Genomic DNA, 20,537 nt, shown 5'->3' with positions numbered 1-20,537 from the left:
CGGATAAGTGTGCGTAAGGTTTGGCGTCCGGTTAGCGGAGCGCGTGGTTATTGGCAAATGGGCAGATGCGTGCCATCCTTCAACCATGCAGAAAATCGGATTGATCCCGCTCGCCCTTCCCTTCCTACTCGCTGCCACCGGAGCGCCCGCCGCTCCCCCTTCACTGACGGAGGTTCCCGCCGGTCGAGCCGCTCCTGAGTCGGGCGTGGCAGCGTTGCGCGAGGCGGCGCTGAAGGACGACATCGCCATGGACATCGTGGAAGGTCTTACAACCGAAGTTGGCCCTCGCCCCGCCGCGACGGCGCAGGAAGCCAAGGCGCGCGAATGGGCCGTAGCAAAACTGAAATCGCTGGGCTTCAGCAATGTGCACATCGAACCTTACTCTATGCCCGCGTGGGTCCGCGGAGAGGAAACCGCGAGCCTCATTTCTCCCTTCCCGCAAAAACTTGCAATCACCGCACTCGGCAACAGCGGCGCAACAGGCAAGAAGGGCTTGCAGGCCGAGGTCGTCTATTTCCCTACGATCGCCGACCTGCAAGCAGTGCCGGATGGTAGCCTGAAAGGAAAGATCGCTTTCGTAAGCCACGCGATGAAGCCGACGCAGGACGGATCGAGCTACGGCGAGTACGGCACAGCGCGCTTCGCAGGACCGGGCATTGCGGCGCGAAAGGGCGCCGCGGCGATCGTCATCAAGTCCATCGGCACCGATCACCATCGCGTGCCGCACACGGGCGTCACCGATTTTCCGAAGGGCGTCACGCCCATCCCTGCCGCCGCCCTGTCGGTTCCGGACGCCGAGCAGCTTGAGCGCGTATTCAGTCGCGGACAACCGGTCACGCTGTCGCTGCTCCTTACTCCGCGCTTCAACGGCACGCAGCAATCGGGCAACGTCATTGCCGAAGTTCCGGGCAGCGACCCGTCCGCAGGCATCATCATGGTGACGGGGCATCTCGATAGCTGGGATCTGGGCACCGGCGCGATAGACGACGCGTCGGGCGTCGCCATCATCACCGCCGCTGCCAAACGCGTTATGGACGCAGGCACGCCGCGCCGGACGATCCGGGTAATGCTCGCGGGGGCAGAAGAAGTCGGCGGCTTCGGCGGCGACGCTTATTATGAGGCGCATAAGAACGAACTTCATGTGCTAACATCGGAATCGGACTTCGGGGCCGATCGCATCTGGCGCGTCGATTTCAAATTTCCCGCTGAAGCCAAACCCGTCTCTGATCGCATAGCTGCGGCCCTTGCCCCCCTAGGCATCGGTGCAGGCAAGCAGCCCGCAGGCGGCGGCGCGGACAATGAGAAATTTGTAAAGGCCGGCATCGGCACGATTGATCTCCAGCAGGACGGTACGCGCTACTTCGATCTGCATCACACGGCGGACGACACGATTGATAAGATCGATCCCGAGCAATTGCGACAGAATGTTGCAGCCTGGACAACAATGTTGACGATCGCGGCAAACGCTCGGGAAAACTTGAAAGAAAAGTAAACTCCTGTAGTAGAGAACGTGTTGTCGCTTGATTCTATCGGTTCATCGACGGCAAAAAATGCGTTGATTTGTAAAAAGCACACACTAAAGCGGGTCGCTCGCGCAAGGGCATGAAAAACCTGTCGCGTGCTAATGCTATGGGAGCCTACAAGATGAAGAAGATCGCTGTTGTTTTCGCTTCGGCCGGCCTGATGGCACTCGCCGCTTGCGGTGGTACTCCGAAGAACGAAACCGCGAACGCTTCGAACGCAGTTGTCGAGAACGTCGTTGAAAACGCTGCAAACGCGATGGACAACGCTGCCGACAACACGCAGAACGCTGCGAACGCGATCGAGAACAGTGCAGAGAACAGCGCAAACGCGATGTAATCTGGCGCTTTGCGCAAGATAAAAGAGGCGGGCCACTAGGTCCGCCTCTTTTTTTGTGCCCCGCAGCTAAGATTGCGCTTCCGGAACATTGGTCGTTGCACTGGGTTTAACCGACACAGGCTGAACGGAGCGAGTGATGGCTGGAAAAATCGCGATATTCGTGGCGTCCGTCGTAGGGGCGAGCACCCTCTCCGGCATTGCACTCGGTAACTATGCCACAACGGCCAGACAACCGGCTATCGATGCGACTGAGGTGGTGGAAGCGAGCACACCGCCGAGTTCGGTAGATATGAGCTATGCAGCATCCGTTTCCGACCAAACGACCGACCTGACCCCGGACCATGTTCCCGTGTGCTACAAAGGATGCGGCCGTACTTTAAGCGACCGGCAATCTGCGATGTACTTCGACGACAGTTCCTCGCAGCTCGACCGGATTTACGGCAGTGACAGCAGTTACGACTATGCCGCGGCTCCAAAAACATCAGTCAGTTACGAAGCGCACGTGGCACCAGTTCCCCCGCCAAAGCCACGTCTGACGCTGGGAAAACAGGATGTCCCCTGCTCAGCGAGCGATGCACCTGATTGTGACCTTCCGGACACCGATGACTTGACCACCGGATAACACCTCGGCAGCAACCAACCCGCCATTATTCAGCGGCTTCCGCCACCACTTCAGGCTCACTCCACACCAGTACTGGCTTACGCGCGGCGAGAGTTTCATCGAGACGCCGACGGGGCGCAAAATGCGGTGCGCCCTTCAGCGCTTCATCGCCGACTTTTGCCCGCTCTGCAACGGAGCGGAAAGCCGCGATGAATTGATCCAGTGCCGCCTTGCTCTCGGTCTCAGTAGGCTCGACCAGCATTGCGCCATGCACCACTAGCGGGAAGTACACCGTCATCGGGTGGAAGCCCTCGTCGATCAGTCCTTTGGCAATGTCGAGCGTGGTGAAGCCCTCCGCCATGCCCTTGTCGCTGAATAGCGCTTCATGCATGCACGGCCCGGACGCTGCAAAGGGTGCGTCCAGCACGCCTTCAAGACTCCGCAGGATGTAGTTGGCGTTGAGCACCGCATCGGAACTCACCTGCCACAGGCCATCCGCGCCGTGGCTCATGATGTACGTCAACGCGCGGGTGAACATGCCCATCTGCCCATGAAACGCCACCATCCGGCCAAAGCTGCCCGCATGATGCTCGCCCGCCGTCTCTTCCTCGATCAGGACATAGCCATCATCGGTCTTCTCGACGAACGGCAACGGCGCAAACGGCGCCAGCGCCTCGCTGAACACGACAGGCCCGCTCCCTGGCCCGCCACCACCATGCGGCGTGGAGAAGGTCTTGTGCAAGTTGATGTGCATCGCATCGACGCCCAGGTCGCCCGGACGCACGCGCCCAACGATCGCGTTAAAGTTCGCGCCATCGCAATAGACCAACGCGCCAGCAGCATGCACGGCATCGGCAATCTTCTTCAGATCGCGCTCGAACAGCCCACAGGTGTTCGGGTTCGTAATCATAACCGCCGCGACGTCCGGCCCCAGCCGCGCCTCTAGCGCCGCCAGATCGACGCGCCCTTCTGGCGTTGCGGGAATGTCCTCGACCGCATAGCCGCAGAATGCCGCTGTTGCAGGATTGGTGCCATGTGCGCTCTCCGGCACAAGCACGACCGACCGTGCGTCGCCGCGCGCCTCCAGAGCCGCGCGGATTGCAAGCAGCCCGCACAATTCGCCATGAGCGCCCGCCTTGGGACTCATCGCGACGGCGGCCATGCCCGTCAGCGTCTTCAGCCACTCGGCCAATTCGTAAATGACGCCCAGCGCGCCTTGCACCGTTGAAATCGGCGCGAGGGGATGAATATCGGCAAAGCCTGGCATCCGCGCGACTTTCTCGTTCAGGCGCGGATTGTGCTTCATCGTGCAGGAACCCAGCGGGAAGAAGCCAAGATCGATTCCGTAATTCTGCCGCGAGAGCCGCGTATAATGCCGCACCGTTTCAGGCTCGGATAAACCCGGAAGCGCTATCGGCTTGCGGCGCTCAAGTCCGCCAAGACGACTCTTCACTTCCGGCGCAGGAGCGATATCGACGCCGGTCGTATCGTGAGATCCAATCTCGAAGATAAGCGCTTCTTCAAGCATCAGCGCTTTATTGCCGGTCGTGGTCTGACGGCCCTGATGGGCGACCTGCACGGGCCGTGTGGGGCGACCTTCCTTCAACATGGTCATGCGCTCACCTCCATCGCCAGCACATCCTTCAGCGCGGCGCACAATGCTTCAATGTCGTCCTCGGTCGTGGTCTCTGTCACGGCGACGACAAGACCGCCGGACAGTGCCTCCGCCTGCGGGAAAAGTCGGCCTAGCGACACGCCGCCCAATATCCCACGATCCGCCAGCGTCCGCGCAACTTCCCGCGCATCCTTTTCAAGGACAATCGTGAACTCATTGAAAAAGCTATTGTTCATCAACCGAACACCAGGCACCTGCTCCAGCGCCTCAGCCGCCTGCACCGCCCGCGCGTGATTCAATGCTGCCAGTTCTGTCAGCCCCCGCTCGCCCAACAACGTCATGTGGATTGAGAAAGCCAGCGCGCAAAGGCCCGAGTTGGTACAGATGTTCGATGTCGCCTTCTCGCGGCGAATATGCTGCTCCCGCGTCGAAAGCGTCAGTACGAAACCGCGCTTCCCTTCGGCGTCGACAGTCTCACCGCACAACCGCCCCGGCATCTGCCGCAGATATTTCTGCTTGCACGCAAAAAGCCCCAGATATGGCCCGCCAAACTGGAGACCGACGCCAATCGACTGCCCCTCCCCGACGACGATGTCCGCGCCCATGTCTCCCGGAGGCGTGATTGCTCCGAGGGCAACAGGTTCAGTGACGACCGCAACAAGCAGTGCTCCGACTTCATGCGCTTTCGCAGCAAGCGCCGACAAATCACTGATACGACCCAGGATATCGGGATACTGAACCACGACGCAGCTCGTGTCCTCGTCGATTGCGGAACAGAGATTCAATGCATCAGTTTCGGCATCAAGTTCAGGCGTCTCATATACCAACTGATCGCCCGTGAACTTCGCCATGGTCTTGGCGACCGACACGTAGTGCGGATGCAGCCCGGACGAGAGAATGGCCTTCCCCCGTTTGGTGATACGCCGCGCCATGCCGATCGCTTCCCAGCACGCGGTGGAACCATCGTACATCGACGCGTTGGCGACGTCGCATCCGAACAGCCGCGCAACCTGCGTCTGGAATTCGAATAGAACCTGCAACGTCCCCTGCGCAATCTCGGGCTGATAGGGCGTGTAGGCCGTCAGAAACTCGCCACGCTGGATCAGATGATCGACGCTGGCGGGCACATGATGCCGATACGCGCCTGCGCCGAGGAAAAACGGCACGTCACCCGCAGCGACATTCTGTCGCGCAAGCCTGCCCATATGCCGCTCGACCGCCATTTCGCTGGAGTGATCCGGCAGTCCCTCGATCTTGGCCGAAAGCCGCGCTTCGGCGGGAACATCCACGAACAGCGCGTCGATCGAGGGCGCGCCGATAACGCTCAGCATCTCGCTGCGGTCGGCATCGGTCAGGGGCAGGTAACGCATCGATATTCCTTGCTGCAAATCAGAGACCGGCCACGAACTTGCGATATCCTGCTTCGTCCATCAGGCCATCAAGTTCGGCAGTGTCGGCAATCCGCAACTTGAAGAACCAGCCGTCCTCTTCGGGATCGCTGTTGACCAGCGCGGGTTCGTCTTCCAGCGCGCCATTGGCTTCGATAACTTCACCGGAGATCGGGGCGTAGACGTCCGACGCGGCTTTGACGGACTCGACCACGGCAGCATCATCGCCCTTGTCGAACTTCGCGCCCTCGACGGGCAATTCGACGAACACGATGTCACCCAGTTGCTCCTGCGCATAGTCAGTGATGCCAACGGTCGCGATGTCGCCATCGACGTCGATCCATTCATGTTCGTCAGTAAAATAACGGCTCATCTTCAGGCTCCCGATTTCAAGCGGTGATAACGATGTGGAACGAAGGGCATCGGCGCGACGGTCGCGGCGAGTCGCTTGCCACGCACTTCAATTTCAAGTGCCGTGCCGATAGCGGCGTGCGGCGTGGCCACCCAGCCCATGGCAATGGGCGCGCCGACGGTAGGCGCAAATCCGCCCGACGTTACGTTGCCGACCTGCTCCTCTCCGACGAAGATCAACGATCCCTCGCGCGCAGGCAAACGACCCTCTATGGCCAAACCGACTCTGCGGGATGGCACGCCTTCCGCCAGTTCCCTGGCGACGCGGTCATAGCCCATGAACCCGCCCTGCTCCCGCCGACGCTTGGAAATGGCGAAGCCAAGGTCAGCGGCGACAGGGCTGACGTTGGTGTCGATATCATGCCCATAAAGCGGCAAGCCTGCTTCCAACCGGAGCGAATCACGCGCGCCCAGCCCAATCGGCTTCACCTGAGGCAACGCGCAAAGCGCATCGGCAAATGCGGTTACGGCCTCGGCGGGAATACTGATCTCAAATCCATCCTCGCCGGTATATCCCGAACGCGAAATCCAGAGCGGTACGCCCTCGTATTCAAACGCATTGCACTGCATGAAATACAGGTCTGCGGTCGCCGGGATCAGTTCCGCTAATGCCGCGCCCGCTTCCGGGCCTTGGAGAGCCAGCAGCGCCTGATCCTCCATATGGTTCATCGTGATCGCATCGGGCAACTGCTCGCGCAGCCAGCCAATGTCATCATACTTCGTCGCGCCATTCACGACCATGTAGAAGTCGTTTGGGCGGCGGCTGACCATCAGATCATCGAGAATGCCGCCATCTTCATCCAGCAGCAGCGAATAACGCTGGCGAAAGGTCTTGAGGCCCAGAATGTCGCCGGGAAGCACTGTCTCCAGCGCCGCATCGACATCTTCGCCGCTAAAGCTGAGTTGTCCCATATGGCTGACATCGAACAAGCCTGCATGGGTCCGCGTCCAGGCATGTTCGGCCATGATGCCTTCATACTGGATCGGCATCTCATAGCCTGCGAACGCGACCATCCTGCCGCCGCGCGCGCGGTGCCAGGTATCAAGCGGCAGTTTCTCAGGGATGGGAGACGGCAAACTGGGATCGGAGTCTGCCAGAGCGTCGCTGGTCGAGATGGTCATCCTGGTCTCCGGTCACAAAGGGTTGCTGCAATGACAGAACGAACCACATAGCGCGGCACGTCATGGCATCACCCCCTCTGTCACGGAACCTGAGAGCTTTGACCAGCGCTCGCTTCAAAGAAGCAAAGGCGCGGCTTACACCTTCGGTGGAACGGGTTACGCCGTTCACTTTCCAGAGTGTCTGCCCATGATACGGTCCTTGTCACCTGAGAGATTCCGGGGCGGTTGCTCCTTCGGTGTCCGCCACAGACTAGGTCTGCAACGGCGCTCTCCCGTATCATGCCCGCCCCGAATCCGGCGCGGAGACATCCACACCTTTTGCCCAAAGCCTCTCGCGCGTCAATCCGCTAGCAGAGCGATCGGACGTCCGAACAACTCATGGTGCCGGTTTTGCGCATAGCGATCGGTCATGCCCGCGATGAAGTCGGCTATATGGCGACTGCGCTGGGGTTCCTCCGTCACGCAATTGTCCGTCCAGTTCGCCGTCATGCGTGCCGGATCTTCACGATAGGCCGTGAATAGCTCCGACACGATGGTCCGGGCGCGCTCGGCCGCGGCAAGCTGTTCGGGATGATGGTAGAGCGTCGCATACATGAAGCGTTTCAATGTGCGCTCCTCCTTTGCCATGGCGGACGAGAATCCGACCAGCGCTCGTCCGGCGGCGCGCACGTCGGCCACGCTCCGGACGCCGCTATCGCGGATCGCCGACCGCGTCGTTTCCAGCACATCGTTCACCATGATGCCGATCTGGTCGCGCACCAATTCCCCTAGCAACCGCCCTTCGGGAACATCGGGATGCCGCATCTTCACCCTCGCCCAGCAACCGGCGACCAGCGGCACCTCCAGCAATTGATCCAGCGTCAGTAACCCGGCGCGCAGCCCATCGTCGATATCGTGATTGTCGTAGGCGATGTCATCCGCAATCGCCGCCACCTGCGCCTCAAGGCTGGGCCAGCTATGCAGATCGAGCGGGAACAACGCATCGACATCGGCCATCGCCCAGCTTGGCCGGTCAATCGGGCCGTTGTGCTTGGCCAACCCCTCCAGCATGTCCCAGCTCAGGTTCAGTCCCGTGAAGCGCGGATAGGGACTCTCCAGCAGCATCAGCGTGCGCAGAGTATGGGCATTGTGGTCGAACCCACCCTGCTCCACCAGAGCCTCTTCCAGCGCATCCTCACCTGCATGGCCAAAGGGCGGATGACCGATGTCATGCGCGAGGCACAGCGCCTCCGTTAGATCTTCGTTAAGACCGAGCGCGCGCGCAATCGTGCGGCCTATCTGCGCAACTTCGAGGCTATGGGTCAGCCGCACGCGGTAGTGATCGCCGTCGGGCGCGACGAACACCTGCGTTTTGTGGCGTAGACGGCGGAAGGAAATCGAGTGGATGATTCGATCGCGATCGCGCTGAAATACATCACGCGGCCCGCGCGTCTCACCGCCCGGTTCGGCATACAGGCGGCCCCGGCTTTCTTCGGGCAGTGCGGCGTAAGTGGCTGGCGTGGTCATGCGCGGGGCTGTAGCGGAGCTGCGGAAGCGCGAAAATGCGCTATGTTGAGGCTATCAACTTCCTGTCGGGAAATACGAGCCGAGATGGACAGTGGCACGTCAATAATCCTTCGAAACACGGACGTTCACGCTCTGTCGCCCGATCGTCGATACGCTTGAGAGCAACGAAAGCCAGCGCGTCACTTGGTATTCGATGCGCGTGGCCGAGTAACCCTGCCCGTCAGTGATAAGCTCTACATAGGTCTTGCGCGTCAGATATTTACCAGCCGCGATCGAAGTTCCCTGCCCTATCGTCGGATCGGCCGGCAGGATACGCAGGCGGTCGAGCCCGGCCGCCTTCCGAACGGCATTGATCGGATCCAGCCCGCCTTTGCCCCCTTGTAACGCCGTCACGGCCGAGGCCAGTTGCAACGCCTCGGGCGCGGACAGATTTGTGATCGATGTGCCGAACAGCAGCCGTGAGAGTAATTCATCCTCGGGTAGCGCCGGTATGCTGGTGAAGTTGATCTGCGGTTTCAGGCTGCTGCCGGTGACGCGGATCGTTGCATTGATGCCGTTGATGTTAGCCTGCGCGCTGATGTCCAGCGTCGGGTCATTCGGTGTCGATCCGTCAAACCGTATGCGGCCTTCAACCAAGTCGAAACGCCGTCCGGAAAACTCATAACCACCCCGGACGAGATCCACCGCGCCACGAATGGCGGGATTGGTGACCGTACCGCCGATATCGAGGTCTGCGCGCCATTCGCTATCGAGGCCTAGGCCAGTGACTGTGAGTCGGTTACGCGCCCTCGCCTTGATGTCGAGGTTCCATGGCGCGTCCGCCACGGGACGCTCGAATTCTTCGCCGCGCTGATTGACTTCAATCACCCGAAGTTCCGGTATGGCGGCAACGGCAGCTGCCTTACCCAGCGTGAAGCGGCTGCGGTTGAGGGCGAGATCACCCCCAATGGTGCCGCCCACGCCGTTCGACTTGATGTTGATCGGCCCAGTGACCGTCGCACCAAGATCATCACGCGCCAGGAGGGCCGCATTGTCCGCCTGCAACGCGAGATCCATGGCCACGCCCTTGCCGCCGCCAAAGTCGAACGTGCCACGGCCCGTTACTGTGCCGCCGCCGCGCGCGGTTCCAGAAAAGCTCGATATGGCCAGCTTTGATCCACCGAACTGCCCTCGCGCTTTTACGCCGGTCAGCCGCATGCCAGTCACCGGACTGTCTATCGTGGCATTGTCGCTGGCGATCGCGCCCATGATAATTGGATTATCCAATGTACCTCGAACATCGGCAGCGACCGCCGCCGGACCGCTGAGATCGATGATCTCCACGCCCGTTAGACGCCAGAGCGTATCGGCGGTGCCATTATAGCGAAGCTGCGCCAGCAGCGGAGCGCCGCGCACGCGCTGCATCAGGTCGCCTGAACCGAGCGGCGTCATCAGCGCCTGTCCGCGTCCGATGATCTTACCCTCTGCGCTGATTGTCGCCCGCGCAGCCAGGCGGGCCGCCGTCAGCACACCATTGAGGCCCACATCCACAGGCCGCGACGTTAGCGCCAGACCCGAGCGCGTCAGCCCTCTGATGCGCAGGTTCACGGTGCCAGCGGGCGCGCCATCCCTCGGTTTGGCGTAGCTCAACGTGCCGGTCGCCTGACCACCGAGACCCAGCGTATCGTTGACGATATCGAGAAGTCCCAAGGGCAGTTTGTTGAGCCGCGCTTCGATCTCCGTAGCCTCGCCGCCAAGCCGCCCTGCCAACTGTGCGCTCCCGCCACGGTACGTGACGGTCGTGGGGGCCAGTCGCCAGCCATCATCCGTCTGCGTCAGCACTGCTGCGCGCGACAGCCTGATCGGCTGACGATCCAGCGTTCCTGTTATCATGACAGCAACTCTGCCCGGCGCGACTTCTGCATTGGCGCGCAGGTCGAATAGCCGACCGCGCTGGCCGACCATGTTAGCCGTAACCTTGCCCCGGCCGTCGACCAGCTTCGCAGTTCCCTCCATGCGATTGACGCGCATGGGTCCAATCAGAAGCCCTCGTGCCGAAAGATTAGCGTCAATCGTCGTTCCGGAAGGAGCGAGAAGCATCGTCGCCTTCAGCGTGCCACGCCGCACGCCGATCTTTGTCGGTCCATCGAACCGTGCGTTGGTCGCCGTCAGTTCGGTGCTGATCTGTTGAATATCATTCACCGGTTTCAAGGCGACATACCCGACCATTGGGCCTGTAGCGTCAAGCCTCCCCTCAAGCCCGCCAGTGACCGGGAAGATACGACCCTTCGCAACGGCCCCTGCCACATCCAGCCGTTCGACGTTGATGACTGCCTGTGCGCCTTTCGGCAGTGCTATCGTGCCGTTGCCCGTGAAGGCGCCGATTACAGACCCGCCCGCAACGGTATACCGGAACCCGATCGGGTCCGGATCGAGGTGGATCGTCACTTGGCGCAGTCCCGCAGCGTCTAGTGGCCTTGCTAGAATTACGTCGACCATTGGTTTTTCGATATGGCCGTCGAGAACCAAGGTTACTGGGCCGTACTTCCTATGCGATCCCGCACCTTCGAAATGGAAGGTCTTGTCGGGCCGGCGATATCCGTTAGCGGAAAGCGACAGGAGCGGCGCGTCCAGCTTCAATCCTGTCAGCAGCAATCGCCCGTCCGTCCCAAGCGAAAGATTGGAACGCAGTCGAGGCAAACCACCCCCAAGCGTGCGGAAGAAGCTGTTGTCCAGCCTACGCATGTTCGCCTGTGCCTGCCCTTGCAGACTGAACGTCCCCCGCGCGCCGGGCACCGCTTTGATCTTCGAGCGCACGTCAACAACGCCGAGACCCGGGATCAACAGCCCATTTATGTCCCCGGTCAAAGCGATGTCGTATCGGCCTGTCTTCAGATCTGCCAGAACGACCACAGCGCCACGCAGTTTGTCGGACCGGATCTGCAACGGCGTGGACGTAATGGTCTGCCCATTGATCTGAAGTGCGCCCGCCAACGTAAAGTTGCGCAGGATGCTCGCGACCACATTCCCCTGCCCTTCCAGTTCGCGTGCCGACAACTGGATCGGCACGACGTCCGCACGATCCGCTGCCCTGTGCCCCTCGCCTTTCGCTCGGACATCGTGCAGGATCGTCTTGCCGAACGCCAACTGCTTGGCCGTAAGCAAATATTCGAAGCCGGCGGTCGGCATCGGACCATCCAGCCGCACGCGCGCCACCACGTCGCGCCCCGTCATCGTCTTGAGCAACGCTTGCGGTCGCGCCAACTTCACGTCGATCAGCATGTTGTCGAAGCCATTGCCGCGCAGGTCGATCGCGCCATCGGCCGTCATGTCTATTGCCGCGGAACTGAGCTTCAGCACACCGTCGAGCACCCTGTTTTCCAGCGTGCCGGTAGCGCTCAGATCAAGGCGCGGCGCGGCCAACCTGCGCAACAGGCTGTTCCCGGCGATCGCCTGCCCTTCCACGTTTCCCGTTAGTTGATACCGCCCCTTCTGCGCACCTAGCCGCAGCGACACCGCCGGAATCTTGTCCAGCGTGGCAATCGCAGTCCCGCTCCAGCGCGCCCAGCTTCCGTCCCCTTGCACGCGCAGATTGGCGTCCTGGCGCAGTCCCGCCATAGCTGCCAGCACGCCGCCTTTCGGCGCGTTCACAGTGACATCGACATCGAACCTGTTGTCATCAGGCCGACTATCGAGCGCGAGGATGATCGCATCCGATCCGTTCAGCACGCGCGCCTGCAAGTCGATCACGGCCCGGCCTGAACGGATATCCGCATCGCCTTGCAGTGTCGCCACCTGCTCACGCCCGATCACCGACTTGGCAAGCGTCAGCCGCTCGACGCGCAATTGCATCAGGCGAATATCGAAGTCCGGCAATATCGGACCTTTGACTTCTGTTGGGCGCAACTTCGGCAGTTTGTAGAGCGTGGCTTGCGGGATCAGCAGACGGTCGATGTCGAGCCTGTTGGACATCCACGCGACTGGCCACCAGTCGAGGGAAACGAGCGGCGCGGAGAAAAATAGTCCACTGGGATCATAGAGCTGAAGATTGCGTAGCCGCGCCTTGCTGTAGATGCTGCCCTCAATGCCGCCAACCTTGATTCGCAAGCCCGATTTGGGCGCGACGCGTTCGATCCGGCTGATGAGAAACCGATGCCCCGCCCCCGTATCGAGCCAAACCGCCGCGCCCGCGACTGCCAGCAAAACTACCAGCAAGACGCCTACAACCCAGCGCTGCCAAGCACTGCGTTGCCGGACACGTATAGCGGGCTGCTCAATATCGGTCGGTTCTTCGGCCATCAGAACGCCTGTCCGAGAGACACATACACCGCGATCTTGGAGTCGCCCCGCTGCGGATTGATCGGCGTTCCGACATCGACACGGATCGGCCCGAAATTGCTGTAATAGCGCAAACCTAATCCTGCGCCGACGCGTAGATCATTGAGGTGCGGCAGTGCCTGTGTCGATATATTGCCGGCATCTACGAACGGCACGACGCCGAAATTGCCGAACCGCACCCGTGCCTCCAACGAGAATTCGGCCAAGCTCTTGCCGCCGATTGGATCGTTGTTGATGTCTCGCGGTCCGATCGCCTGAAATCCATAACCGCGCACCGATCCGCCGCCGCCCGCATAGAAGCGCCGGGAAGGCGCGATGCGGCTGACGCTCGAACCCAATATCGTGCCGATCCTGGTGCGTCCTGCCAACACAACCCGCTCCGTCACTGGCTGATAAAGGCTGCCATCAATCTGCGCCCGGACATAGCCGAAAGTGCTGTTCTGGAAGGACAATTCCGGACTCAAACGCCCGCCCAGACGAAACCCTTTCGTGGGATTGAGCAGATCGTCACTACCGTCATAAGTAAGGCTCGTCGGCGTCGCGCCGATCAGGAATGTCCGCCGTCCGCCAGTGATGCGGCTGAAGCTGTCGCGTTCGTCGGACGCGACCAGTTCCATGCCAACGCTCCACACCCACTTCTTCTGGAAAATGATGTTGGTTTGCCGCTCAATCGTTCCGGAGAGCTGTACGGTGCGCGCATCGAACGCGTCGCGCTTGATGTTGCTGATGGACAGCAACCCGGTCAGCACCTGATCGCGTTTTTTGAAGTTATTGCGGCGATAGGTGAACGACCCGGTTTGCTCCTGCGTGCCCAGTACGCCGCGTACCGTGACGGCACCTTCTGGCGGGAAGAAGTTGCGGTGCTGCCAACTTGCCGCGACACGCGCGCCTTCGCCGGTGCCATAGCCGATCTCGCCCGCAATCGTGCGGGGCGGGGCCGCCACGATCTCAACGCCTAGGTCCACATGCTCGCCGTCTCCCGCATCCCTGGGAGTCAGTGCGACGGTCGAAACCAGCCCCGTCGCCACCAGAGCGCGGCGCAGATCCTCCACATCGGACGCCATGTAGGTGTCGCCGGGATGAAATCTGGCGATACGCTGAACATGCCTTGCACTGAACAGATCGTCGTTCGGCATGACAATTTTTCCGAACGTCCGGTAGCCGCCTGTCGCAACTATAACATCGAGGTCACCCCGACGCGCCTCATGGTCCACGCGAACGACAGGTTCCTCTACCTTGGCGAAGGGAAAACCGTTGTTTGATAAAGCCCCCGCAAGAGTTTCCTGTGCGCCAACGATTCTATCTGCATCGATGGGATCGCCTGTCTTGACGGTAAAAGCGTCCCGTAACACCGGCTCCTTCGGCCCGGCTTCAGCCAATCCCCGAAGATCGATCGATGCCAGCAGATATTGCGGCCCCGGCGTCACGTCCATGGTCACCCGAAGCCGTTCCTCCGACGCTGCCGACGGAGAGACTGCGCCTCTAACACGCGCGTTGTAGTAGCCCTTTGCGCGCATTAACCGATCGAGCAGTTCGGTGTCTTCCTTTATCCGCCGATTGATCTGGGCAAGATTTGCGGGCTTATTGTCACCCTGCTTCAGCACCGACAGTTCATCGAACCGGGTCACGAACAATGTGTCGGATATTCCATCCAGCCCTTGCAACTGCACGCGATAGCGATGCTCCGCCCCGGCGTCGAACTGGGCGGTTTCGGCAGCGGGAGCCTCGGGCTGGGAATCAGCCGCCCCTGCTGTCGCGACTTCCTCCGCCACCGGATCGCCGGGCTGGATATCGGGAATTTCCGCTACAGGTGGAGCAGTGGCATCAGGCGCGTCCATTTCAGGCCAAGCCACGCCGATGTCAGACATCGGCGCGAGCGGCGCATTTGGATCGATCTCTAACGGATTGCCGATCGTAGGCACGACAGGCGGTAGCGGCATGGTCTGCGCGGTATCCTGCCCCCAGGACGCAGCCGGCGTCATCGTCAATATGGCAAGGGTCGTCCAGGCAGCACGCAAGCACAAATCAGAACGAAAACGGGGCCGCGCGCCTTGCAACATCGTCTCGCTCTAGCGCATGTGGTTGGCCGCGCGCCACCCAAGATGCTTAACTGGCTGCTTTTTGCTTACAGGGACTGCGCCAGCCGATCGATCAACGCCTGTGCAGGACCGAATTCGTCGCCCGACGCGCGCGTCCGCCCAGCCAGTATTCGCGCCTCAAACCTCGCGACGCGTTCGTACAGGTCGGCGCTACCGTCGATCAAGGACCGTGCGGCGAAAGGAAAATGGCATATCGCATCGGCTTCGCTCGCCGACGCCTCACCCAATCGAAACCGCTTATCCGCTAACACCTCGCTGTCGATCTCGCCCCGTTGCCATGCACGTTGTGCCAGAAGCCAGGCGATGACGTGCATCAGCCGCGTCGTGACCTTCAGCGACTCGCAGGAGAACATGATGCGATCCAACGGTTCCAGCGCCTCACGATCCTCCGCGCCTGCCTTGTCGAAATAGGCGCGCGCCTCATCCGCCATTACCATGGCTTCGATGTACAGGCTGTCCACCAGCCGCCGGTGCAATCCGGCATCCAGGCCGTAAAGAGTAGAATGCATGAATTACCCTGACACATGGGCCTCGCCTTGTCAGGCGCGTTATTGGCGAGGACGGCGGCAATTATGGATATGTGTCATTTCGGATCGTTTTTCGTCTACTCGACGGAGGCCGGTTCAGGCGATGATATCCGGCACAAGCGCATCTTCCAGCGCCGCGATTTCGTCACGGAGCCGCAACTTGCGTTTCTTGAGCCTCGCAAGTTGTAACTGATCCCCAGTGCCACTGGACGACAGGGCAAGGATCGCCGAGTCGAGATCGCGATGCTCGATTCGCAGCACTTCGAGCCTGCGCATGATATCTTCGAGGTTCATTTCACTATCATTGCGCAAGCTTTCACGACACGCAATCCGTGTTGCCGCGGGAAAGGCAACACGCAAGCCATCGCAAAAGAAAATGATTTTGTCGCAAGGACTTGATTCTGACGAGACAGGTCGCGCGAATCATGATCTATTCCTTCATCCGGCACATGAGTGAAGGAGACATACATGGACAACAGTCACATCTCTGCCCTGCAAGCCAAGCATGCGGGAATCGAAGCGCGCATCAAGGCGGAAACAAGCCGCCCCATGCCTGACGCCGTCCTGCTTGCGACACTCAAAAAACGCAAATTGCGGGTGAAGGAAGAACTGTCCTCAGCCCATTGATCTTCTGCTGATAGGCTGGTCCCGGCTCTGCCGGGCCAGCGAAGCAGACACAATTTTCTATTATCCTTATTACGAGAATGCCTCAGCGGCGCCCACGTGGCGCCGCGACAGGCACCCTCAAATATTCGGGCAGTATCGCAGATGATGCCGTGTCCGATACTGGCCGTCTTGCAAGCTGCGGGTCGATAGGGGCGTCGAAGCTGACTCCAATGCGATCGCTCTTGGCCCAAGCTATCGTGCCTTCGACACTCCCGACTCCGCGCAACTTCATCGTAACTCGATCGCCTTGCGAAAACGGCTTTTCGCAGTCTGCCATCAGGCCAGTGGCGGAGAGATTCCTGACGCGCGCGCTACCCAAATTACGGCCATCCGGGGCGCTCAAGATTGTAAGTAGAAAAAGGCTGTCCCGCCGGGACCCCCGAGCGGGGCCGCGCTCTCCGGCTTCGTCTGCGCCCATAGTCATAATGCGACACTATCCAGATTAATCGTTATGCGATGTGTTTGAGATAACGATCGAGAGTGGATGAAGCGTTAATCGTCGCGTGAAACCTTTTCCTGCCGCTCGTGCCGTTCCTGCGCTTCCACGGTCATTGTCGCGATGGGCCGGGCTTCCAACCGTCCAAGCGAAATCGGTTCGCCTGTTACTTCGCAGTAGCCATATTCGCCATCGTCAATGCGGCGCAGCGCCGCATCTATCTTGGAAATCAGCTTACGTTGACGGTCGCGGGTACGCAGTTCGATGGACCAGTCCGTCTCGCTCGACGCACGATCGTTGAGGTCAGGCTCCCGGAGCGGTTCGTTCTGGAGCACGGCCAGCGTGCCCTCCGCTTCGGTCAATATTTGCTTCTTCCAATCCAGTAACCGCCTACGAAAATATTCGAGTTGCTGGGGGTTCATGAACTCTTCGTCCGCGGAAGGACGGTAATTTTCCGGGAGGCTGACGGGCGCTTTTGCCGACGCGCCATCGCCGCTTCCCGAATTAACGACCAATGCCATTGGGCTCTCCGACACGAGGGCCAGCGCGGGGCGGGAACCCGGCCGCCTTAATGATGATTGAGCGGGCCTATAGCCACCGCACAGAAAGGACACAAGCGGCATTACGGGGAAAGTACCGCCCGCGTTACGATCCTCTCGATGCACGGGTCATCGCCGAATGGAGAAGCTGCCGCCTTTATGCTGTGCCACGCAGGGACATTAACCATATTCGTTCGCAAATGATTTACGACTTTCCCGATTTGGGCTGTGGAAAGTGGGTTAACAACGTTGCGGTTAATGCTTTCTTTTGCCTTTGTTCGCATAGGAATTGCTCCTCGCCACCTTCTTCGGATGCAGGCGTGAAGCGACTAACAATAAGAGTGTGAAGCTATGTCGGTTCGGATGGCTCTAGCCAAACTTAGTGCCTGCGCATGCGGGGGAGCGCTGATCGGCGGGGGCGCTGTCCACGTCGCTGAATCGGCACGCCCGGCTAATGTGCAGAGCCTCAAGATGGTAAAGCACGCCAAGGTCGTCCGACATCCGGTACGCACGGTGAAAAAGCGGATCGTCCGCACCACCGCCACCTGCGCGCCGCAGACGATCACTGTAACCACACAGAACCCACCCATTCCAATGCCTGCAGCACCTGAAGCGCCATTCGTGTCGGGCGGCGGCGGCGGATATCCGGTCGTTGTAGGCGGAAGCGGCGGCTTCGGCGGCAGCGGCGGTGGCTTCTTCGGAGGGTTTTTCGGCGGTGGCGGCGGCAGCGGCGGCGGCAGCGTAGTCGTTTCCTCGACCACCAGCGGCGGCTCCACTTCGACAAGCGGTGGCTCAAGCAGCTCCGGCGGTTCGAGTACGTCGACCGGCGGTGTCAGTTCTACGTCCGGCGGGTCCAGCACGTCCACTGGCGGCGTCAGCTCCACCTCGTCGACTGGCGGGTCCAGCTCCAGCACGTCCAGCGGCGGCTCAAGCTCCAGCACCTCGACCGGCGGCGTGAGTTCGACGTCGTCCTCTTCAGGCAACGTATCCAGCTCGACCTCCTCGTCCAGCTTCGGTTCGACCAGCAGCAGTTCCTCGTCCAGTTCGAGTTCGAGCAGTAGTTCCTCAAGCTCCTCATCATCCTCTTCCAGCAGCAGCGGTGGCCATCATGGCGGCAGCACGGGCGGCACCGATGTTCCCGCTCCGCCGATGGTGCTGTTGTTCGGCGCCGCAGCGGCCGCGCTCGTCGCCCGCCGCCGTTTCGCGAAGAAGGGCCAACCCGAGGCAGCCTGATGAATCTTGTCCGTGGGGGATGAAGGGGTGGTCGCGCAAATGCGTGGCCACCCCTTCTCGTTCGCGTTCTCGTTCTTGGCGGCTTTCTTGGCATCCCGCCGCCCAGCGGGGTTGCCCTCCTCCTCGCCCAACGGCATAGGGCAGCGATGCATGATATCCGCGCTATCCGGGACAATCCCGCCGCCTTCGACGCCGCACTTGCGAAGCGGGGGCTGGCTCCGTTATCGGCCGAGATCTTGCAGGCCGATGAGAGACGCCGTTCCGTCGCAACGGAACTCCAGGTCAACCAGGCCCGCCGCAACGAAGCAAGCAAGGCGATCGGTCAGGCCATGGCCGCCAAGGACAGCGCCCGCGCCGAAGCACTGAAGGCGGAAGTCGCCGCGTTGAAGGCCAACCTGCCGGAAATGGAGCAGCAGGATCGTGAGAGCGCCGAAGCCATCGACGCGCTGCTGCTCGCCATCCCCAACCTTCCGGCCGAAGACGTGCCGGAAGGTGCCGACGAAAACGACAATGTGGAAGTGAGCCGCTGGGGGAAAATCCGCGACTTCGACTTCGAACCCCGCGACCACGCCGATTTCGGACCCGCGCTGGGCCTCGATTTCGAAAGCGCTGCCAACATGTCCGGCGCGCGCTTCACCGCATTGCGTGGGCCGATGGCGCGCCTGCACCGCGCCTTGGCGCAGTTCATGCTGAACACGCAGACCGGCGATAATGGCTATGAAGAAGTCAATCCGCCGCTGCTGGTACGCGACGAGGCTCTCTATGGCACCGGGCAGCTTCCCAAGTTCGCCGAGGATTTGTTCCACACCACCGATGGCCGCTGGCTGATCCCCACGGCGGAAGTCAGCCTCACCAATTTCGTCCGCGAACAGATCGTGCCGCTCGACACCCTGCCGCTGCGGTTCACGGCGCTCACACCCTGTTTCCGGTCCGAGGCAGGATCGGCCGGTCGCGACACGCGCGGCTTCATTCGCCAGCATCAGTTCGAGAAGGTCGAGCTTGTCGCGATCTGCCCGCCAGACCAGTCCGAAGCCGAACATGACCGCATGCTCGACGCAGCGGAGGGCATCCTGCAAGCACTGAACCTGCCCTACCGCAAAGTGCTGCTGTGCACCGGTGACATGGGCTTTTCTGCGCGCAAGACGTTCGATCTCGAAGTGTGGTTGCCGAGCCAGCAGACCTATCGCGAGATCAGCAGCATCTCCAACTGCGGAGATTTCCAGGCACGCCGCATGAATGCCCGCTTCAAGCCTGAGGGCGAGAAAGCCACGAAGTTCCTGCACACCTTGAACGGCTCCGGCCTTGCAGTCGGACGCACGCTGGTTGCGGTGCTGGAAAACTATCAGCAAGCCGATGGCAGCGTCCTCGTCCCCGAAGTCCTTGCCCCCTATATGGGCGGCGTGACGCAGCTCGATCCCAAGTAAGTTGAGGCTATTCCCATGCGCATCCTGCTGACGAACGACGATGGCGTGCACGCGCCTGGCCTCAAGGTTCTGGAGAAGATCGCCCGCACCTTGTCCGACGACATCTGGATCGTCGCGCCGTCAGAGGAGCAATCAGGCGCGGGCCACAGTCTGACGCTCACGCGCCCGTTGCGCATCCGCAAGCATGGCGAAAAGCACTATAGCGTCACCGGCACCCCCACCGATGCGGTGATGATGGCTGTTGGGCATTTGATGAAGGATAGCCCGCCGGACCTCATCCTGTCCGGGGTCAACCGCGGCGCGAATCTTGCCGAGGACGTGACCTACAGCGGCACCGTCGCCGCCGCGATGGAGGGCGCGATCTCCGGCGTGCGATCGATCGCATTGAGTCAAGTCTACTCGCGCGAAGGCATGGGCGACAATGTCCCCTTCGCCTGCGCCGAAGCATGGGGCGAGAAAGTGATCCGCCCGCTAATCGCCATGCCTGCGGGCAAACGGATGCTGATCAACGTCAACTTCCCCGCCATCGGTCCGGAGGACGTGAAAGGCATCCGCGTCGTCCGTCAGGGCTTCCACGATATCGACCGCACCCGCATCATCGAAGGCACCGATCCGCGGGGCTATCGCTATTACTGGTTCGGCCTCGGCAACAGCGACGCGGTGCCGGAAGGCAGCGACCTGGAAGCCATATCGCAGGGCTACATCACCGTCACGCCACTCCATTACGACCTTACGCATGGCGGATCGATGGATGCGGTGGCGGCGGCATTTTCCGGAAGCTGAAGGCAACTGC

General features: G+C 61.0%; 19 protein-coding genes and 1 riboswitch. Of the genes, 6 read left to right on the top strand and 13 right to left on the bottom strand.

The window, feature by feature from the left end:
* Positions 1–85 precede the first annotated feature (85 nt).
* The 3 genes from C1T17_RS09925 (at position 86) to C1T17_RS09915 (ending at position 2,482) form a co-directional block, all read left to right on the top strand.
* Positions 86–1,492, top strand: coding sequence for a M20/M25/M40 family metallo-hydrolase (locus C1T17_RS09925; protein ID WP_104953309.1), 1,407 nt, complete (start codon positions 86–88; stop codon positions 1,490–1,492).
* Between the two features lie 152 nt (positions 1,493–1,644).
* Positions 1,645–1,860 carry a hypothetical protein gene (locus C1T17_RS09920; protein ID WP_104955129.1) on the top strand — a complete coding sequence of 72 codons (216 nt, stop codon included), beginning with the start codon at positions 1,645–1,647 and terminating at the stop codon, positions 1,858–1,860.
* A gap of 136 nt (positions 1,861–1,996) precedes the next feature.
* Positions 1,997–2,482, top strand: coding sequence for a hypothetical protein (locus C1T17_RS09915; protein ID WP_104953308.1), 486 nt, complete (start codon positions 1,997–1,999; stop codon positions 2,480–2,482).
* A 25-nt stretch (positions 2,483–2,507) separates the two neighbouring features.
* On the opposite strand, the gene gcvPB is transcribed toward C1T17_RS09915, so the two are convergent.
* The 9 genes from gcvPB to C1T17_RS09870 form a co-directional block, all read right to left on the bottom strand.
* The gene (gene gcvPB, locus C1T17_RS09910) at positions 2,508–4,076 is read right to left on the bottom strand and encodes an aminomethyl-transferring glycine dehydrogenase subunit GcvPB (protein WP_104953307.1); all 1,569 of its coding nucleotides are present in this window, start codon (positions 4,074–4,076) and stop codon (positions 2,508–2,510) included.
* Positions 4,073–5,446, bottom strand: a complete 1,374-nt coding sequence (gene gcvPA, locus C1T17_RS09905) for an aminomethyl-transferring glycine dehydrogenase subunit GcvPA (protein WP_104953306.1) — start codon at positions 5,444–5,446, stop codon at positions 4,073–4,075. Before gcvPA ends, gcvPB begins: the two co-directional genes overlap by 4 nt.
* 19 nt (positions 5,447–5,465) lie before the next feature.
* Complete coding sequence (gcvH, locus tag C1T17_RS09900) at positions 5,466–5,837, bottom strand: glycine cleavage system protein GcvH (protein ID WP_104953305.1); 372 nt, start codon at positions 5,835–5,837, stop codon at positions 5,466–5,468.
* 2 nt (positions 5,838–5,839) lie between these two features.
* Positions 5,840–6,997, bottom strand: a complete 1,158-nt coding sequence (gene gcvT, locus C1T17_RS09895; protein WP_104953304.1) for a glycine cleavage system aminomethyltransferase GcvT — start codon at positions 6,995–6,997, stop codon at positions 5,840–5,842.
* Between the two features lie 183 nt (positions 6,998–7,180).
* Positions 7,181–7,282, bottom strand: a riboswitch (glycine riboswitch).
* Between the two features lie 54 nt (positions 7,283–7,336).
* Positions 7,337–8,503, bottom strand: a complete 1,167-nt coding sequence (locus C1T17_RS09890) for a deoxyguanosinetriphosphate triphosphohydrolase (RefSeq protein ID WP_104953303.1) — start codon at positions 8,501–8,503, stop codon at positions 7,337–7,339.
* Between the two features lie 99 nt (positions 8,504–8,602).
* Entirely contained in the window at positions 8,603–12,781 is a 4,179-nt protein-coding gene (locus tag C1T17_RS09885) for a translocation/assembly module TamB domain-containing protein (RefSeq protein ID WP_104953302.1), read from the bottom strand.
* Positions 12,781–14,760 carry an autotransporter assembly complex protein TamA gene (locus tag C1T17_RS09880; RefSeq protein ID WP_223262926.1) on the bottom strand — a complete coding sequence of 660 codons (1,980 nt, stop codon included), beginning with the start codon at positions 14,758–14,760 and terminating at the stop codon, positions 12,781–12,783. The genes C1T17_RS09885 and C1T17_RS09880 overlap by 1 nt, the downstream gene beginning before the upstream one ends.
* 185 nt (positions 14,761–14,945) lie before the next feature.
* Positions 14,946–15,428, bottom strand: coding sequence for a DUF1465 family protein (locus tag C1T17_RS09875; RefSeq protein ID WP_104953301.1), 483 nt, complete (start codon positions 15,426–15,428; stop codon positions 14,946–14,948).
* A 114-nt stretch (positions 15,429–15,542) separates the two neighbouring features.
* Positions 15,543–15,740 carry a YdcH family protein gene (locus C1T17_RS09870; RefSeq protein ID WP_104953300.1) on the bottom strand — a complete coding sequence of 66 codons (198 nt, stop codon included), beginning with the start codon at positions 15,738–15,740 and terminating at the stop codon, positions 15,543–15,545.
* A 174-nt stretch (positions 15,741–15,914) separates the two neighbouring features.
* Between C1T17_RS09870 and C1T17_RS09865 the strand changes: the two genes are divergently transcribed.
* The gene (locus C1T17_RS09865) at positions 15,915–16,073 is read left to right on the top strand and encodes a YdcH family protein (protein ID WP_104953299.1); all 159 of its coding nucleotides are present in this window, start codon (positions 15,915–15,917) and stop codon (positions 16,071–16,073) included.
* An 82-nt stretch (positions 16,074–16,155) separates the two neighbouring features.
* Here the strand turns inward: C1T17_RS09865 and C1T17_RS09860 are convergent, their stop codons facing one another.
* The 4 genes from C1T17_RS09860 to C1T17_RS09845 form a co-directional block, all read right to left on the bottom strand.
* On the bottom strand, positions 16,156–16,530 hold the full coding sequence (locus C1T17_RS09860) for a PilZ domain-containing protein (RefSeq protein ID WP_104955127.1): 375 nt from the start codon (positions 16,528–16,530) through the stop codon (positions 16,156–16,158).
* 74 nt (positions 16,531–16,604) lie between these two features.
* Positions 16,605–17,069 (bottom strand): RNA polymerase-binding protein DksA, encoded by a 465-nt coding sequence (gene dksA, locus C1T17_RS09855; protein ID WP_104953298.1) that lies wholly within the window; start codon positions 17,067–17,069, stop codon positions 16,605–16,607.
* 347 nt (positions 17,070–17,416) lie between these two features.
* Positions 17,417–18,070, bottom strand: coding sequence for a hypothetical protein (locus tag C1T17_RS09850; protein ID WP_223262530.1), 654 nt, complete (start codon positions 18,068–18,070; stop codon positions 17,417–17,419).
* A 123-nt stretch (positions 18,071–18,193) separates the two neighbouring features.
* The gene (locus tag C1T17_RS09845) at positions 18,194–18,472 is read right to left on the bottom strand and encodes a hypothetical protein (protein ID WP_145958987.1); all 279 of its coding nucleotides are present in this window, start codon (positions 18,470–18,472) and stop codon (positions 18,194–18,196) included.
* On the opposite strand from C1T17_RS09845, the gene serS reads away from it, so the two are divergent.
* Together serS and surE are read left to right on the top strand one after the other, a co-directional pair.
* Complete coding sequence (serS, locus tag C1T17_RS09840) at positions 18,467–19,744, top strand: serine--tRNA ligase (protein WP_104953296.1); 1,278 nt, start codon at positions 18,467–18,469, stop codon at positions 19,742–19,744. The two genes, C1T17_RS09845 and serS, sit on opposite strands and share 6 nt — an antisense overlap.
* 15 nt (positions 19,745–19,759) lie before the next feature.
* Complete coding sequence (surE, locus tag C1T17_RS09835) at positions 19,760–20,527, top strand: 5'/3'-nucleotidase SurE (RefSeq protein WP_104953295.1); 768 nt, start codon at positions 19,760–19,762, stop codon at positions 20,525–20,527.
* Positions 20,528–20,537: the final 10 nt, after the last annotated feature.

Source organism: Sphingobium sp. SCG-1 (genome assembly GCF_002953135.1).
GTDB lineage: Bacteria > Pseudomonadota > Alphaproteobacteria > Sphingomonadales > Sphingomonadaceae > Sphingobium.
Note: the sequence above shows the minus strand (reverse complement) of the source record. Positions and strands in the feature narration are given on the sequence as shown.